Source organism: Flavobacterium sp. FG19 (assembly GCF_057809475.1).
Window position 1 is genome coordinate 18,673 of the sequence record NZ_JBMDKA010000008.1, and the last position, 18,242, is coordinate 36,914.

At 38.4% G+C, this 18,242-nt stretch carries 9 protein-coding genes; 1 reads left to right on the top strand and 8 read right to left on the bottom strand.

Going from position 1 to position 18,242, the window contains the following annotated elements:
• Positions 1-239 precede the first annotated feature (239 nt).
• The 4 genes from ACODST_RS09935 to ACODST_RS09950 form a co-directional block, all read right to left on the bottom strand.
• The gene (locus ACODST_RS09935; RefSeq protein ID WP_488931961.1) at positions 240-2,009 is read right to left on the bottom strand and encodes a RagB/SusD family nutrient uptake outer membrane protein; all 1,770 of its coding nucleotides are present in this window, start codon (positions 2,007-2,009) and stop codon (positions 240-242) included.
• Between the two features lie 6 nt (positions 2,010-2,015).
• Positions 2,016-5,297, bottom strand: a complete 3,282-nt coding sequence (locus tag ACODST_RS09940) for a SusC/RagA family TonB-linked outer membrane protein (RefSeq protein ID WP_488931962.1) — start codon at positions 5,295-5,297, stop codon at positions 2,016-2,018.
• Positions 5,298-5,370: 73 nt separating this feature from the next.
• Positions 5,371-6,294: a FecR family protein gene (locus ACODST_RS09945; RefSeq protein WP_488931963.1), complete on the bottom strand. Its 924-nt coding sequence runs from the start codon at positions 6,292-6,294 to the stop codon at positions 5,371-5,373.
• 83 nt (positions 6,295-6,377) lie between these two features.
• Complete coding sequence (locus ACODST_RS09950; RefSeq protein ID WP_488931964.1) at positions 6,378-6,902, bottom strand: RNA polymerase sigma-70 factor; 525 nt, start codon at positions 6,900-6,902, stop codon at positions 6,378-6,380.
• 264 nt (positions 6,903-7,166) lie between these two features.
• Between ACODST_RS09950 and ACODST_RS09955 the strand changes: the two genes are divergently transcribed.
• Complete coding sequence (locus ACODST_RS09955) at positions 7,167-8,225, top strand: phosphatidylinositol-specific phospholipase C1-like protein (protein ID WP_488931965.1); 1,059 nt, start codon at positions 7,167-7,169, stop codon at positions 8,223-8,225.
• A 319-nt stretch (positions 8,226-8,544) separates the two neighbouring features.
• Here ACODST_RS09955 and ACODST_RS09960 read toward each other — a convergent pair whose 3' ends face one another.
• The 4 genes from ACODST_RS09960 to ACODST_RS09975 form a co-directional block, all read right to left on the bottom strand.
• Positions 8,545-10,467 (bottom strand): metallophosphoesterase, encoded by a 1,923-nt coding sequence (locus ACODST_RS09960; RefSeq protein WP_488931966.1) that lies wholly within the window; start codon positions 10,465-10,467, stop codon positions 8,545-8,547.
• 286 nt (positions 10,468-10,753) lie between these two features.
• The gene (locus ACODST_RS09965; RefSeq protein WP_488931967.1) at positions 10,754-13,618 is read right to left on the bottom strand and encodes a carbohydrate-binding protein; all 2,865 of its coding nucleotides are present in this window, start codon (positions 13,616-13,618) and stop codon (positions 10,754-10,756) included.
• 137 nt (positions 13,619-13,755) lie between these two features.
• Entirely contained in the window at positions 13,756-15,390 is a 1,635-nt protein-coding gene (locus ACODST_RS09970) for a glycosyl hydrolase family 18 protein (protein WP_488931968.1), read from the bottom strand.
• 173 nt (positions 15,391-15,563) lie between these two features.
• Positions 15,564-18,215, bottom strand: coding sequence for a beta-1,3-glucanase family protein (locus ACODST_RS09975; protein ID WP_488931969.1), 2,652 nt, complete (start codon positions 18,213-18,215; stop codon positions 15,564-15,566).
• Between the last annotated feature and the right edge of the window lie 27 nt (positions 18,216-18,242).

Below are 18,242 nucleotides of genomic sequence, written 5' to 3' on the forward strand. Positions count from 1 at the left end.
AGATGTTTTTTAAAAGGGACAAAGATGCAGAGGCTCAGAGGAACAAAGACACAAAGACCTCTATACAGAAAGGTTACTAATTTATAAAAAATCATAGGGGCGCACTACTATGGAGCCCTACAGAAAAACCTTTGAACCTCTGCCCCTTTGCTCCTTTGCACCCCTAAAAAGAAAAAGCCTGCTTCTTCCGAATACAGGCTTTTTTCAAAAAAAATAAAAAATAAACTAACACAAAAATCTTAATTGTATCCCTGGTTTTGTTCGAATTCCTTCGTTACGTCGATGGTGGACTGCGGAATTGGGAATATTCGTCTGAAAGGCTGTGATGCTGCTTTTGCTGTTCCGGCAAGGTCATATTTTCCAAAACGGATCATCTGTGGTCTTCTGTACAGCTCCCAGTACAATTCGAAACCTATTTCGTTGTATAATACGGTCTGATCAATAGCCGTTAAGGCTTTTCCGGCCGCATTTCCGTATAATGATTCTCTTTTTCTGCCGGTACGTAATTTATTCAGATCTTCCATTGCTGCCGCTGTATTACCTTTTCTGAAATTGGCTTCGGCTCTCATGGTGTAAATACCTCCTAAACGGTATAACGGAATGTCCACATTACTGTTTCCGTTTCCTCCTTCAGGGTCAAATTCATATTTAAAAATACGGGCACCCTGATTGATTTCGTTTTGGGCAAAAACAGCCTGAGCAGGATTTTTAAAGGTTAAAGACGGTGTAAAATCCATTCTTGTGGTTGTACTTTTTTCCATGTATAAAGGAGAAACTTTGATACGGTTTCCTGTCATTTCCAATGATCCGGAAGCTAACAATATTGGGCCGTACTGAGGGCCGTACTGAATTCCTCTGTTAAAGTGGAACCATGGTAAATTGGCACTTTTAGGAACAATATCCGTAGCCGGCGTGCTTACATCGGTACCATCATTCATAAACCAGGTACCATCTGTATACTGGTATTTCTGCTGAAACCTTGGATCATCATGGTTCCCGTCCCAGGTAGCAAAAAACTCAGGTGTGGTACAAGCTGCATTTGTTCCTCTGTTTGCTGCAGAAGTTCTCTGGTTACGCTCCATACATACATAAGCAAAACTGTTTGAACCGTTACGGATGTAATCTATCTTTTGTGAAATCGCAAAAATTAATTCTTTACCATTTTCATTATCTCTTGCGAAGTTTTTGAAATAATCGCTTTCTAAAGAATACTTGCCGGAATTGATCAATAATGAGGTATAATAAACCACACGGTCCATATCAGTTCCTGTGCCTGTTACAGCGGCTTCATTAAAATTGAAGTTTGAAGAAGCATTGTAACGATCTTTAAAAACGGCACGGTTTAAATACATTGTTGCTAAAAATCCATAAGCAGCTTCTTTTGTAAAACGTCCGTGATGCGTCTGCTGTTCTCCCATAGCCGCCAGATCCGGAATCAGGGCCTCAACATCTTTTATCAGCTGATCGATCTGTGTATCGGCTTTTAAAATCTGTAAAGGAGCATTTGGGTTCATAGGATCTCGGTAAGGTGCCTGTCCGTATAAATCCAGTGTCGTATATAAATAATAGGCTAAAAGTCCTTTTGCTTCTGCTAAGAATAATTTTTTCTCCGGAATAGAACTTTCTTCAACTGACTGGATCGCGGTAAGCGAACGTGTAATTCCGTTAGTCAGTTTGTTCCAGTTGTCTACCACGATCGCATTATCCGATTTCCATGTAAATTCGTGCATGTCTCTCCATTTTCCACCGTCTCCCCAGTCACTTCCGCGTGTTGGTAAGATAGCTTCGTCTGTAGTGTATTCCTGTAAAGAAAATACCCCTCCGTGATCTACAAAAGTTCCGTCTCCCAAACGATCGTAAGCTGCTGCCAGAGCTCCGGCAGGGTTGGAAGCATTCTCTCCCAAAACTTCATCCAAAACTACTTCGTTAAGATTCGTACAACTGGCAAACAACCAGATGAAAGAGAATAAAGCAATTGATTTTATATTCAAAATTGTGTTTGTCTTCATAATAAATTATAGTTTTAAAGTTGCTCCAAAACTGAACGTTCTAGAAGTTGGATAACTTGCATAATCGATACCAATAGATTGATTTCCTCCGTTTGATTTCGGGCTGTTGATTAACGGATCATAACCTGTATAGTTGGTAATCGTAACTAAGTTCTGACCTGTTACATAAAGTGTCAGTCCGTTGATCCAGTTTAATCCTTTCAAATCAAAGTTGTAACCAATACGGGCTGTATTTAGTCGGATAAAATCAGATTTTTCTAAGAAAAGTGTTGACAGGATTGGTGAGTTTGTCGGGTTTGCCCCTGACTCATAATAACCTGCTGCCACGTTACGATCTGATGCTAAGTTATTGATGTTTAATGCATTTAAACCTGTATTATTCAATAAGTAACCTCCTGTCTGCCCGATGATTGAGAAAGAGAACGTAAAGTTTTTATATCTCATATCACTGTTCAGTCCGTAGTAAAAAGTTGGTAAAGCCCCTTCAATAATAATTCTGTCGCTGTTATCAATTTTTCCGTCGCCGTTCTGGTCTTTAAAAATATTTGCTCCGTTTTGGTCAAAACCAATATGCTCTAACAGGTAGAAAGATCCTGCAGCGTAACCACTTTTGTAAATATTGGCATTTACACCTGACTGTCCCGGTCCTGAAATAGTTCCAGTTAAGATTTCTGAAACCGGAAGGTTTTCGATTTTGTTGTTCAGAGTTGCTCCGTTCATGTCCACATTCCACGAAAAATCTTTAGTATCTACTATTTTGGAACCTAACATAAATTCAAAACCTTTGTTGATGATTTTTCCGTCGATATTAGTCCAGATAGTTGTGGTCGGGCTTAAAGCCTGAGAAGGTACATTCAGTATGGCATCGGTTGTTGTTTTGTTGAAATAATCGAATGTTCCGTATAATTTATCATTCCATAAACTGAAATCTAAACCTAAGTTATACTGGGTTACTACTTCCCATTTTAAATCCGGATTTGGTGTTCTGTTTACCGAAACTCCGTTTACCAGATTCAAATCATTATATAAATAATATCCGTCAGCTCCTGATAAGGAATAACTGGCCTGTGTAATTTTGTTTTCAACCTCCTGGTTTCCGGTTTGTCCCCAGCTTGCTCTTAATTTTAAATTACTTACAGCTTCCACATTCTCTAAGAAACTTTCTTTAGAAATATTCCATCCCATTGCAAATGAAGGGAAATAACCGTATTTATTATTTTTACCAAAACGGGTTGATCCGTCAGCTCTCATCGAAGCAGTTAAAAGATAACGTTCATTGAAAGTATAATTTACTCTTCCAAAATAAGACTGTAATTCATTTTCCTGAGCATACCCCGTAGTTCCTGATTGTGTTCCTGTAAAACCAGGATTGATGGAAGGTTTAATACCTACTCCCTGATTTGAAATTCCGTCGATACTGAAACTGGTTCCTGATCTTTCAAATTTTTGATAAGAGAAACCGCCAAGAGCTTCTAATTTATGTTTGTCCAGATTTAGATTATATGTTAAATAGTGTTCAATTAAAGAGTTTTTAGAATCTAAATTGTTCTGAACATATTTTCCTTTTGGGTTCAAATCGGTTAAGTTGGGATAGATCGTTGTATTTCTTTCGGCCATAGAACGGTCAATACCAATATTTAATTTGTATTCTAATCCGTTTACGATTCTAAGAGACGTTTCTAAGTTTCCTAATACTCTTAAAGTACGGGTACGGTCCTCATAAATGCTTAATAAATAAGCCGGATTGTAATGAGCGTTCATGTTGAAGTTGGTATAGTTACCATTTTCATCAAAAACAGAACGTGTTGGGTTGGCCATTAAAGTATGTACGATCAATTGTCCGTTAGAACCACCGTCATCACTTGTTGGTACACCGTCATCTTTCGTTTCACTTGCTGTAAGGTTCATTTTTACTTTTAAACGTTTGTTGTCTAAAAATGACTCTGCCGCATTGATTCTACCGGAGATACGTTTAAAGTTACTGTTGTTTACAACCCCTTCCTGATCCATTTGGGCAAGAGAAGCATAATAGTTTCCTGATTCTGTCTGTTTAGAAAAAGACAAAGAATTATTAGATGTAATAGCGGTTCTGTAAATTACATCCTGCCAGTCTGTATTTCCTCCGTGGTCAAAAGCCGGATCTTTAATGGCACTTCTGTACTGGCTGGCACTTAAAACATCGAGTTTGTTGGCTACATTGGCGATTCCCATATAAGAATCCAGCGTTAATGTTCCTTCACCTTTTGAACCTTTTTTAGTAGTTACCAAAACTACCCCGTTTGATCCTCTTGCTCCATATATAGCAGAAGCCGAAGCATCTTTTAAAACAGTAATCGATTCGATATCGCTGGTATTCAAAAAGTTTAAAGGGTTTTTAGCTGATGAATTTCCGAAACCTACATTGCTTCCTGAAGGGCTCACATCGTCATTTGACAACGGCACTCCGTCTACCACAAATAAAGGTGTACTACCGCTTCTGATAGACCCAACTCCTCTAATGGTTACATTTACTCCTGCTCCCGGCTCACCACTTGTATTGACTACACGAACACCGGCCACTTTTCCCTGAATTAAATTGTCTACAGAAATATTCACACCTTGTTTGAAGTTTGCCGCTTCAAGCTGTGTAACGGCTCCGGTAACGTCTTTTTTAGACTGTTTTCCGTAACCTACTACCAAAACTTCATTTAATTCTGCAGTACTTGGTTCAAGCTGAATGGTCATAAAAGCAGCTTGTGCAGGAAGTGATTTTGTTTTATAGCCTACATACGAAACTTCGATGGTTTTTCCTTCTCCGACAGAAAGTTCGAAAACTCCGTCAAAATCAGTAATCGTTGAATTTGAAGTACCTGTTTCAATTACTGTAGCACCCGGAATTGGTACTTTGTTTTCGTCAATAATTTTCCCTTTTACTTTAATTCTGTCTGCTGCTTTTGTATTTACCGCTTTTAGCGCAGCCGTTTTCTGAATTAAAACTAATTTTCCGTTGATATTGTAATTGAAACTGGCTTTTTTGGAAAGATCATTTAATATTTCTGTAACCGATTCTCCGTTATAATTTACAGTATAAGCTGTATTGTCGGCAATTACAGCTTGTCCATAACTGAATTTATAGTCCGTCTGCTGACTTAATTTTGAAAAAATAGAAACAAGTGTCGCTTTTTCTATTTTATTTTTTACATTTGATTTTTTTAAGTTAGTTTTACTAAAACCACTCTCAATGGTTAGTAAAGCTAGTACTAAAAAGACAAAACTCTTTAGATTTAAATAAGAAGGTTTAAAATACATGATTTAAGTTATTGGTTTTTTACGATACTTAATTATTAATGGCAGTTGTTCTCAGCAGCTGCTTTTTTTGTTTTTAATCCACTTTTACTGTTTCGCCATAAACTTTGAATTTTAGGTTGGTTATATAATTTATCTGCTCTAAAACACTCTCCAATGCTGCGTCTTTTTTAATGAATACCGTTAACGGTACTGCTAATACCTGTTCATTATCATATTGAAATGTAACTCCGTATTTGTATTGTAAAATGGTGATTACCTGTTTTAATGTAGTTTCGTTCAGTGTTATGTCAGTAGTGTACCAATTGACCAGTAAGGATTTATCGGCAGGCATTTTAGTAAGTTTCTTTGCCTCAAAAAGAGCTTGTTCATTTGGAACCAGATCGACACTCTGTCCTTTTGAAGTCACGTTTACTTTTCCGGTAACCACAATTACCTCACATTTTGATTTTGACATCTGAATATGGAAAGAAGTTCCCACTACTTTTGTTCTGACTTCACCCGATGTAATAATAAAGGGATGTGTTTTGTCTTTGGCAATTTCAAAAAAGGCGTTTCCTTTTAAAAGTGCCACCTTTCTCTGAGCACCTTCGAATTTTTCAGGATACTGAAATAATGAGTTTGCTGCCAGATAAATTTTCGAGCCGTCACTTAACTGGATAGATTTGGGAATCGATGACGTTTTAAATGTTAATTGCTTTGCGGCGGCAATTTTAGGTTTAAAGAAAAAACCTAAACCAACAAGAAAAAGAATACTGGCAGCGGCCATATATTTTAAATACGGATTGAAAGATCTCTTCTTCGCCATTCGAAGCTGGATTCCGTTGTATATATTTTTAGAAACTTCCAACGAATTTCCCATAGAAGCTTCGTCCCATTCTGATTTTTGATATTCGCTGAAAGCAAAATTATGGAGCAGGTTTTCTTCTGCTTCCGAAGTTTTATTTCTTGAACTTTTATCTATAAGATATTCTAAACTATGTCTGATTCTTTTTATCATAATACTTATTGTTACCCATAAGTACCGAAAAACAGAAATCGTACTATCCTTAAATATTATGAAAACATCAAGGGAAAGTTATCTTAAAAATTTTGTCTAAAAATGATAAATGGAGCTAGCCAGGCCAGGTCTTTCAGGCCTTCGCGCAGTTGTTTCAGGGCCGATGAAATTTGGTTTTTCACTGTTTGTTTTGAAATTCCGAGTTCTTCGGCAATCTGATCGATAGACATATCCTGGAATTTGTACATTAATAAAACTTCTTTTCGTTTCTCCGGAAGTTTATCTAATAAGGAATACAGTAAATCCATCACTTCCGGATCAATCGAAGAAAAATTATCAATTATATAATCTTCAAATTTATCTTCTATAATAGTCTTATCGAAACGGTTGTTCTGATAATGTTTGAAAATCTGATTTTTTACGGCACGAAATAAGTAAGGTTCAATGGCATTAATGTTTAGATCATCTTTTCGTTCCCACAGATCGATAAAAACATCCTGAACTATATTTTGCGCCAGATCTCTGTCCTGAGTCATTGTATACGAGAAAGCATTGAGTTTCTGCCAGTAATCAGTATACGTTTTTTCAAATATTTCAGGATTCTTCATGGGTAATCATAGTCGCATTAGCAGATGTAAAATAATAAAATGTAACACCAATGCTTTTTGCCTGAATGTTATCTTTAAATTAAATAATAAATACTTTTGTTTTAGTAATACTACTATTTTTGAAGAATCATCATGTTAGGATATCTATTTCTTTTTATTTAGCTAACCTCAAAATTCGGTACCCGTTTTACTTTAGTAATCTCAAAAAATGCTGCTCTCTCTAACTGCGTCCCGTTATTTTATTAATTTTAATTTCATTTTCTTATGAAACAAATTTTATCTGCATTACTGCTTGCAGGGACAATCCAGTTCGCCCATGCCCAGAATGATAATTTAAAAATCAATCAGCTTCAGGTGATTGGTTCTCATAACAGCTACCGCCATAATATAGAACCTGATCTGTATAATTATATACAGGCAAAAGATACTACCCGTTCTTTAAAAGGTTTACAATACACACACATCAGCATTACAGACCAGTTAAATAAAGGGTTACGTCAGTTAGAAATTGATGTTCAGGGCGATCCTCAGGGAGGAAAATTTGCACATCCAAAAGGTCTTGACCTTGTAAAACCTCAGGAAGCCTATGACCCAAACGGAGAAATGAAAAAACCGGGTTTTAAAGTTTTTCATATGATTGATATCGACTTCAGAACTTCCTGCTATACACTTCAGGGCTGTCTTGCAGAACTAAAAAAATGGTCGGATGCCAATCCTGATCACGTTCCGGTATTTATTACTTTAGAACCAAAAGACGATGACAGCTATCTGGGCACAAAAGCCGAGAAATTTACCTCGGAACTTTTTGATGCTTTAGACAAAGAACTTCGTAAAGGACTAGGAAACAAACTGATTACACCCGATATGGTACGAGGAAAATATAAAACACTTGAAGAAGCAGTTTTAAACAACAACTGGCCGACCCTGAAAAAAGCAAAGGGTAAATTTTTGTTTATACTCGATAATAACGGTACAAAAAGAGATTTATATGCTTTAAACCATCCGTCGTTAAAAGGACGCGCTGTTTTTATTAATGCTGAACCCGGAAAACCGGAAGCAGCCACTATTTTCAGAAATAATCCGGAAGATGCTTCCATAGCTGATCTGGTTAAAAAAGGCTACCTTATAAGAACAAGAGCCGATGCTGATACCAAAGAAGCAAGAGCCAACGATTACACACATTTTGAAGCTGCTAAAAAATCAGGGGCACAGATCATCACCACTGATTATTACCTGCCAAGTACCTTCTTTGATTCTCCTTATCAGATTAAATTTGATAACGGAACTTATGTGAGAGTTGATCCGATTAATGGAGGGGAATGAGTTTTCAGTCGCAGTCTCAGTCTCAGTGGCTGTTTTCAGATGATGCCTTTTACAGAGATAAGATTTAACCGCAAAGCACGCAAAGATTTTTTATCTGGTTTGTGCCCATAAACGCAAAGTTCGCAAAGCTTAATCAAGAATAGCTTTGCGAACTTTTTATTTTATAAAATCCTCTTTAAAAAACCTTGTGTATTTTGCGTAAATCTCAACAAATCGATTTTTAAAATCTACAAACTAGATCTTACAGACAAACCCGACAGGTTTTAAAAACCTGTCGGGTTTAATTGCGGTAAAAAACTGAAAACTGAGACTGAAAACTTTATTTAACACTCTTAACCCCGCCGCTTTTCAAATCAACCGTAAAATGATCAGCCGGAACTTCGTACATGAATTTACTGAAGATACTTAAAAATAGTTTCATCTGTTTCAGTAAAGGTTTAGAAGTCTCTTCCTGAGCCTCAAAAAACATTTTTGATAGTATTTTATACTGCCGGGCTCTTTTTATACCCACATCGGCCAGAGCCAGCTCATCGGCACTTCTAAAACGATAAAAGTCGATTAAAAGATCGTTTCCTGTCCAGTTGAAATCTTCGGGCTTCAGATTATGCTGAGCTAAAAGTTCTGTAGTTTTTATTTCTGCTTCGTTCCATTCTCTCTGAAACTGTGCTTTGTTTTTCAGAATAAAATCAAAATCTTTATCCGATTGAATATGGACCATAACCAGTAAATCCTGAGCCGAAACATTCAGAATAAAATCCTTAAAAGCAGCTGGCCAGTCATCTGCTAAAAATCGTAAACGGACTAATTCTTTTAAATGGAAATCGGTAAAATCATGATAACTTTTGGTTTTCAGTATATCGATATTCCAGATGTCTTTTGTTTGCTGTCTTTGTAAAAACTGATATTCCATCTGATACAAATCAAAAAGCTCATCAAATCCCGGAACCTCATCGATCGTAATGGTCTGAATATCGACTACATTATCTTTTTTGATCGTTAATAATTTATAAGCCGGAATATACGCGGCAAGCGATGGCGTCTGGATATTCACCAGTGTATTGCCTTTTGCCGTTGTACGTACTCCTGTGTCGTTGATATGCATATGTCCGCCAAAATGAATCTTCAGACCTGCATCGGCAAAAACCTGAGCTACCTCTTCTACCGGAACACGGTTTAACTGCCATTTATCAGGTCCCAGTAATTCTTTGATTTCCGAAGAAGCATCATCATTAAAATCGATCATCGGAAAATGGCTGAAAGCAATAAGTGTTTTTCCTTTTGCTCTGGCTTCTGCCGAAATATCCTGAACCCATTTTATAAGGTGCTTTTTATTAGAAAGTACATTATTATATCCTGTACTGGCCTCCGAATAACTCTTGGAATCTTTGGGATCACCAGCTGTTTTCTTTGGAATATAAACATTACCGTCAATTGCCATTAACCAGAGTCCTTCTGTTGGCTCCACTACATAACTTACATCCGGTACTTCGAAACCGGGAGTTACATTGTACACTCTGTTTTTTAACTCAGAAGCTTCAAGTGCTTTTTTATAAGTATAGTTTTGGGAAGTATAACTAGCAAAAGGGGTTGACCAGAATTTGTAATTTTTGTCCGGATAAAAGCCAAAGTTCTTCAAATCATTTGTGATTCCTAAATAACCCATTTTAGCAATATCGGCTGTTATGACTACTGGCTGTTCGATATTCATGTTAGGCTTATACATGCCGTCTTTGCTAAAAATGGGTTGGCTTTTACCTTCCTTACCTAAAAAATCATCTTTACCCGATTCCTGGGCAAAGGGTCCCACCGGATCATGGTTTCCGGTGGTTATAAAAAACGCAATACCATATTTTTTTTGGTACTGATCTAAAATTTTCTTTAATCCGCGCACGTGTATCGGCTGTCCGTCATCCGTATAATCACCCGGAAGTGCCACGTATTTTATTTTTCGTTTAGCAATATCTTCAAGAGCTGCGATGAAGGCGAAATAATTCTCGTTGAAAATTCTTGTCGAATGTAACTGCGAGGCCATCGTTCTTATTAACGTATATTTTCCGGTTTTGGTATTCAAAACCCCTTTAAAATCATTATCGGAGAAGTTTCCAAACAAATCCTGTAAATGTACATCAGATAAAAAAGCAACCTGAACTCCTTCTAAATTCTTTGTTTTTTGAGCAGAAATAGTATAGTGAGTGAAAATAAAAACCAATGTTAATAATCGGGATGCAGACTTAAAATTCATAAGCGGTAAACTTTTGTAAAATGGGGATGCCTTCAAAATATCATCTTTTAAGATACCGCAATTTTATTGATTTACAGCCGAAATGACTTTACCCTATTGTTATGGAATGATAATGTTTACGGAAGTTTTATTTTAACAATTCATAAAGTTTCCACGGCACTCTATAACACGGTTCACATTTCAATATCAGATAAAAATTAAGAAGGCCGTCATTTCTGACAGCCTTCTTTTACATTAAAACCAAAAAATTCAATGTATCTAAACCATTATGGCAAATGGGTTATGTTTATTTCTTTATAAAACGTTTTATAGTCTGCTTACCGTCTTTTTCAAAAATGACAAAATAAATACCCTGTCTCAAATTCGATACATTCAGACTATTATCGTTTCCTTTTTGTAAGGCAGCAACAGCTCCGGTCTGGGAGTCTACTATTTTCAGATTTCCTCCTGAAATATCAGTACTGAAAAATAATGTTTCGGAAACCGGATTTGGATAAATATTCAAAGCTGTGTCCGTTATTTCTTCCTCAACTACAGCGGCAGGTGCTCCTGCTCCTACTCTGGTTATACGAATCCAGTTAATATTCATTCCGGTATTTTGAATATAAATTCCAAAATTGTAGGTCCCGGCATTTACATTCACTGTTTGTGACACCGTCTGCCAGTTCTGCCAGCCTCCGGTATTCGTGATATCCACATTTCCAAGCAAAATTGCTCCGGCATTTAAATCAGAGGATAATCGGCCGCCGGTAACAGCGCTGGCTACACGGTATTCTATTAAATATGAACCCGTTGTCGGGAAATTGATATTATTGTACGCCAGCCAGTCACCGGTTTCGGTATAACCCACATTAGAACCTCCGCCGGTATCTGTAGTGGCTTCAACCTGTATGCCGCTCATTGCGGAATAGTCTTCTGCCTGAATTAATGTAGAAGTCTGAGAAGTAGTGGTCGCGATTAACTTCCATTGTCCGCAGGTCTGGTTATTGTTGTCCCACTGCTGTACAATAGCTCCTGAAGCGGTACTTGCTCCGGCTACCTCCACAATTCTTCCGCTGTGACGGGCCACAATTTTATAAAATCCGTCGCCTGTTGAAACTAAGATAAACTGCTGATTGGTGGTTCCGTTATACGGATATTGTTCCACTCGTGTACCATTGGCTTTATTAAAACCATTAACGTCCATTGACTGACCGCTGTGATTGGCAATAATTTTATACATACCGTCTCCTAAATGGGTAAAAGTAAATTTCTGGTTATTTCCGGAATTAAGAGCACCCTGATTTATACCTGCCCCGTTTGTCATACTGGCATTCCAGACATCCATATATAAACCACTGTTTCGGTTTTGCAGAAAGAAAGTCTGGTTTCCTAAAGTAGTCGTTCCGCTGGCAATTACCCTGATAGAACTTACTTTATCATTCCAGGTCGTATTTAAACAGGAATTATCAGAATTAATTACCGTTGAAGCCCCGCCAAAGTTATCATCCTGATATAAAATAGCCTGATAACCCTGCGTAATTCTAAGTGATGAAATATCATCATTTAAAACTCCTAACGAATTCAGACGGGCCAGATTGTAATCTCCAATAGTTAATCCGCCTGAAAAACCTGTATAATTACAATCTTTATATACCGTGATGACATCAGTTGATGAACTGATATTGCCTCCCGGCGGAATAGTTCCGGTAATCGAATAACTTCCTATAGAACCATAAGCCGAATAACCGCCGCTTCCAACATTTCCTGCTCCGGTTCCGTCAACTCCCACATAATATCTTCCTGCCGCCAGATTTACATTCATAGAAGCATTTAAAGCAAAAGGATCCGAATTCCAAAACGTGCCTATCTCGGCTCCTGACGAATTATACAATCTCATTAAAATATGCAGGTTCCCGTCTCTTGAAACCGTATTGGCATTTATCGAAACATTACCTCCTCCGGTTGTAAAAGTAAAGAAATCATAATCGGCTTCACTGGAGATGATTCCGTTTTTCTGATTGATCTGTCCGCTTGTATTATAATCCAGTGTTGCTGCCGAAGCAATCGTATTTCCGTAATCGTCTCCACGATACCCAACTCCAAATTTAGAACTGGCAATAATGGCTACATCATCCTGAAAGTTATTGGCATAATTGTATTCGCCTTTACTCCATTGTACAACAGGTCTGTAATAACCTGCTCCCATAATAGGTGCGTATGAAGTTCCGTCCAAACCTAAGAAATAATCTTCGGCAGGGTTTGTACGTCCGTCATGCCCCAGGTCAAAAGTATGACCCACTTCATGCGAAGAAGCATCACCACCTGATTTTCCTGAGGTTATAAATACCCAGCAGGGCACGTCATTATCCCAGTTAAAAGAACCAATATAGGCTACTCCTCCTGCTCCCGGAGCCGCTGTATTGGTTGGCGTAACTACCACGCGCATTCTTCTGTTTTTAGGATAGGAATTAAAAACCGATTCGCTGGTGGTCACATTCAGGTTAAAAGGACGGTAATCTTCTGAAACGACTTCCCAATGCTGCTGTACCGCTGCATCGCTCATTCCGGAAGCGGCCGCATTTATCGCATTACCATTGTTCCAAAGGTTTCCTGCCGGCATATAATAACCGTCAAAATCCAGTAAAACACAGCCTGCAGCACCGGGTAAACTCTGCAGATTAAGCAGTGCCGGGGCAATTTCTGCCGCTGCAGCTGTTTTACCTGCTGTATTGGTGTTTGAAGGAACGTTTTTGTAATCGATACAAACCAGACTATTGATGTCTACTTTGGAAACAAAAGCATTTCCCTGAGCATCTGAATAGTATTTGTAAGCTTCTCTGGTTTTCTTTAACAGAATATGCCCTTCAAGAGTTTTCTCTTTTACTCTTATATAAAAAGAAGATTCAGCGGTATTTTTAATTTCTCCAATCAAAAATTCACTCGATTCGCTGGATTCTTTATAGTTTATTTTGGCATTAAAACTTTTCGAATTGGCTGCCTGAAGTACAATCGTTTTATCTGTTCCTTTTGCTGATGCAGAAGAAGCTAATTCATTTTTTATTTTATTCAGGAAGGTTTTACCTGAACCTAAAGAGGTCTGTGCTGCTGCATAATAGCCAAAAGCTAAAATCAGGAGTAAGCTTAACCGAAATCTGTAATTGTTTTTCATATTTTGGGGGTAAAGGGGGTTACAACGATGTCAAAATAGTAACCGCAAAGAGCGCAAAGTTTACACAAGGTTCGCTAAGTATTTTATTCTCTTTGCGAACCCTGCGCTTTTTCTTTGCGGGCTTTGCGGTTAAAAACTTATTTTTTAATAAAACGTCTTACCGTTTTGATTCCGTTTTTCTCTAATGAAATCAGGTAAATTCCGCTTTTTAGACCTGATACATCGATACTGTTATTGTTTACGGTTTGTGAAGAAACGGTTGCGCCGCCTTCCGAATTGATAACACTTACATTAGCACCAGAAACTTCTGCACTAAAGAAAAGCGTTTCTTCTGTTGGATTTGGATAAATAGTAACACTGGCAATATCTACAGGTGTTTCTGCCACAGCAGCTGATTTTGCGGCTAACGCTGAACCCGATTTAGTGATTCTGAACCAGTTAATATTAGGTCCCGAAGCCTGAATATAAATTCCAAAATTATAAGTTCCCGCATTTATGTTTACAGTCTGCGAAATGGTCTGCCAGTTCTGCCAGCCTCCGGTATTAGGCACATTAATAGCACCAAGCTGAATTGTTCCGGCATTTAAATCAGATGAAATTCTGGCTCCGTTTACCGCACTTGCTACCCTGTACTCAATTACATAAGTACCCGAAGTTGGAAAATTAACATTGTAATAGGCCATCCAGTCGCCAGTATCGCAGTAACCTACATTTAATCCGCCTCCTGTATCCGTCGTTGGTTCGGTCTGTACACCGCTCATCGTATTGTAGTTCTCAGCCTGAATCAAAGTTCCTGTTCCCGGAGGATTGCTTCCGGTAATAACCTGATTGATGGCATTTAATAACGATTTGGTTCCTGTGGCATCCTGTGATAATTCCCAGATCATAACACCTCCCGCATTCTGAATGGCAAAAGTTGTTTTTTGTTTGATTGTCGGGATTCCGTTATAATAAATTGTATTGGCCACCTGATCCAGGTTTTCGGCTCCCGGATACTGCGCTACGATATTCGCATAAGAAATTCCCTGATTGGCCGAAGCTCCAAAGCCATAACCGTAAAAAGGAACTCCAATAATGGCTTTAGCAGCTGGTAAACCTCTTCCGGTCCAGTAATTAAACTGATTTACCGCCATGCTGTACGGAGAATGCTGTCCCGGATTTCCCGGTGCCCAGGGACCTGTTGCATCATAAGCCATAATATTGATCCAGTCGTAAGCCGCAAAAACAGATGAAGGTACATTGGCACCACCATATCCTTCTGAAAGCGCTGCTGAGATCAGTTTACCATTGGCATGCAGCTTGTTGGCCAGAGCAATTACAAATCCGCCGTAATCCCCGTTAATGGCTGGTCCTTCCAGATCGACATCGACTCCGTCAAAATTATGCGCTACCACATAATCGTAGATTTTCTGGATAAAAGCCGTTCTGTTGGCAGGTGTGATTAAATTGAAATAATTGTCACGAATTGCTCCGCCTTCTGAAACGGAACCTCCGCCCAGCGAAACAAAAACTTTTACGTTTTGAGCATGTGCTGCATTGATGATGGCATTACTTCCTGAATTGAAAGTCAGATAACCATTGGCATCCGGGTTTTCGAACGCAATATTAATATGCGTCAGTTTACTATACTGAATAGTACCTGAAAAAGCATTTAAATCGATCCAGTTTGGAACATAAGCTATGACTTTTTTCTGGGCAGCCGCTAAATTAAAAACGCCCAGCGCTAAAATAATCACGCATTTCTGCAGCAGTCTTCTGTAATTGTTTTTCATAATAATTGTTTTAATAGATTAATAAACTCGTAAATATTGGGGACGGTTTTGAGTTGTATTTTTTAGAATTTAGATTTTAGACTGCAGACTTTAGATTAAGATTTGACTTTGTTCAATCCTACTTTTAAAATCATTATTAATCAATCTAAAATCTAAATTCTGAAATCTAAGATTTATTTCTTAATGAAACGTTTGATCGTTTGTTTGCCTTCTTTTTCAAAAACAATAAAATAGATTCCCTGTCTCAAATGCGAAACATCAAAACTATTATTACTGATTCTTTGAGAGGTTACAGTAGATCCCGTTTGTGAATCGACGATTTTTACACTTCCACCTGAAAGGTCTGTCGTAACATATAAAGTACTTTCAACCGGGCTTGGATACACATTTAAAACAGTCTCTGCAGGTTCTTCTGCAGTTGGGACAGCAGCGGTTTTAGCCGCAGCTCCTGCACCCACTTTTGTAATTTTAATCCAGTTGATGTTCATTCCGGTATTTTGAATGTAAATTCCAAAATTGTAAGTTCCGGCATTTACATTTACCGTCTGTGAAACGGTCTGCCAGTTCTGCCAGCCTCCGGTATTCGGGATATCTACATTTCCTAAAACAATGGCTCCGGCATTTAAATCAGAAGATAACCTTCCGCCTGTCACGGCACTTGCCACACGGTATTCTATTAAATAAGAACCCGTTGTTGGGAAATTGATGCTGTTGTATGCTAACCAGTCACCCGTTTCTGTATAACCAACATTGGAACCGCCGCCAGTATCCGTTGTAGCTTCTACCTGAATACCGCTCATGGCTGAATAATCTTCGGCCTGAATTAAAACAGAAGTTTGAGAAGTTGTGGCCGGAACTAATTTCCATTGTCCGCAGGTCTGGTTGTTATTATCCCACTGCTGTACAATTGCTCCCGAAGCGGTACTGGCTCCTGCAACCTCAACAATTCTTCCGCTGTGACGGGGAACAATTTTATAAAAACCGCTTCCTGCATCTACCAAAATGAACTGCTGATTGGTTGTCGCATTGTACGGATACTGCTCTACACGGGCACCATTGGCTTTATTGAAATTATTAATATCCATAGACATACCACTGTGGTTAACTATGATTTTGTACATTCCGTCGCCTAAATGTGTAAAAGTAAATTTCTGGTTGTTTCCGGAAGTCAAAGCACCTTGATTAATTCCGGCACCATTTGACATACTTGCAGTCCAGACATCCATGTACAAATTACTGTTTCTGTTTTGAAGGAAGAAAGTCTGGTTACCTAAAGTCGTAACACCGTTAGGAAGAATTTTTATAGAAGTTACTTTGTCATTCCACGTTGCATTCAAACAAGAGGTATCCGAAGTAATTACAGTTGAAGTTCCTGTAAAATTATCATCCATGTATAAAATTGCTTTATAACCCTGCGCAACTTTTAGTGAAGAAATATCATCATTTAAAACTCCAAGAGAATTTAAACGTGCTAAATTATAATCTCCAATAGTTAATCCACCAGAGAAACCTGTGTAGTTACAGTCTTTATAAACCGTAATAACATCTGTAGAAGCCGGAACCGAAGGCACTAAACCTGCGTAACCTCCAAATGTAGCAATAACTTTTGTTGGCTGCGGCGAATGTAAAGACGGCGACTGGTCTGCAACATCATCATAGGCAAAACCATAAGCCAGATTGTCAATATTAATTCCCGGTAAATGCCAGAATTTAGAATAATGATTGGTTGGGTTTACCTGATAATATTTTGTAGCATCATACCAGTTCTGTTGACCCGGATTTGCTGTTGTTGTGTTTACAACGTGTCTGTTAATCGCTGCTGTTAATTGTGCCTGAATTACAAGATCTAAATCTCCATCAACCAGTCTTCTGTCCAGAACGCCTTTTCCTTCCAGTGCTTCCTGCGTACTTGGTCGGTTTTGTACACGTCCTGTACGGCCAACAAAACCTCCGGATTGTCCAACCATTTCAAGCTGCTCGCCTATAACTCTTCCTTTAAAAACTCCCGCATCTCCTGCGTAAAATATTAAATCTTCGTTTTTGTATTTATTCCAAATAGCGTCGATATAGGATTTTAAGTAGTTTTCATATGGTCCTCCTGCTGCATAAGCCGGAGTTTTTGACGGAGCTGTAATTTCTCCCGTTGCATCGTTTACACAGCCTTGAAATTCTGCCGGAACATTGGCTTTAAAAGCCGCAACGATATCAGCATGTTTTTTTAAATCCCCTACTTTTTTCTGGTAGCCATTGGCTCCGAATAACTCAAGTCCCATTGGGTATTTATAAGAATCTACCCTTGTCGGGTTTCCAAAGAATCCGTATTGATTATTGGTCAGCTCGATCATTTCATACAAAATGCCCTGATTGGGGTCTGTAGCATTCTGCGGATTTGGTGAAGCATATCCCGACGGAGCTCCGCTGGCACCAAAAAAGTAAAAATACAGCTGTGAGCCTTTCGAAATAAAAACCCTGCAGCCAGCAATTAAAGGCAGTGTAAAAGTTTTATTCGGAATTTCGCTCAGTTTGGTAAAACAGGCTGCATATTTTGAATTCTGTCCCGGTCCGGTATTTCCTCCGTAAGTAGGTCCCGTAACGGTATTGTAAGAAGCGCTCATTGGTAAAACCTGACTTGTTTTGGCATTTACCCAGACGTGGTTTCCGGTGGTATAATCAATACCTACTATGGCTACATACAGATCACTGTCTGCAAAAGTAGAATTGTTACTAATGGTAAAGGGAACTGGTCCCTGACCGTACATTAAAGATGAAAACACCAGAAACAGTGTTGTCAGCACGGACAATCTTTGAAGTTTATTTCTCTTCATATTTAAATAATTTTGGGGTTACGTAAA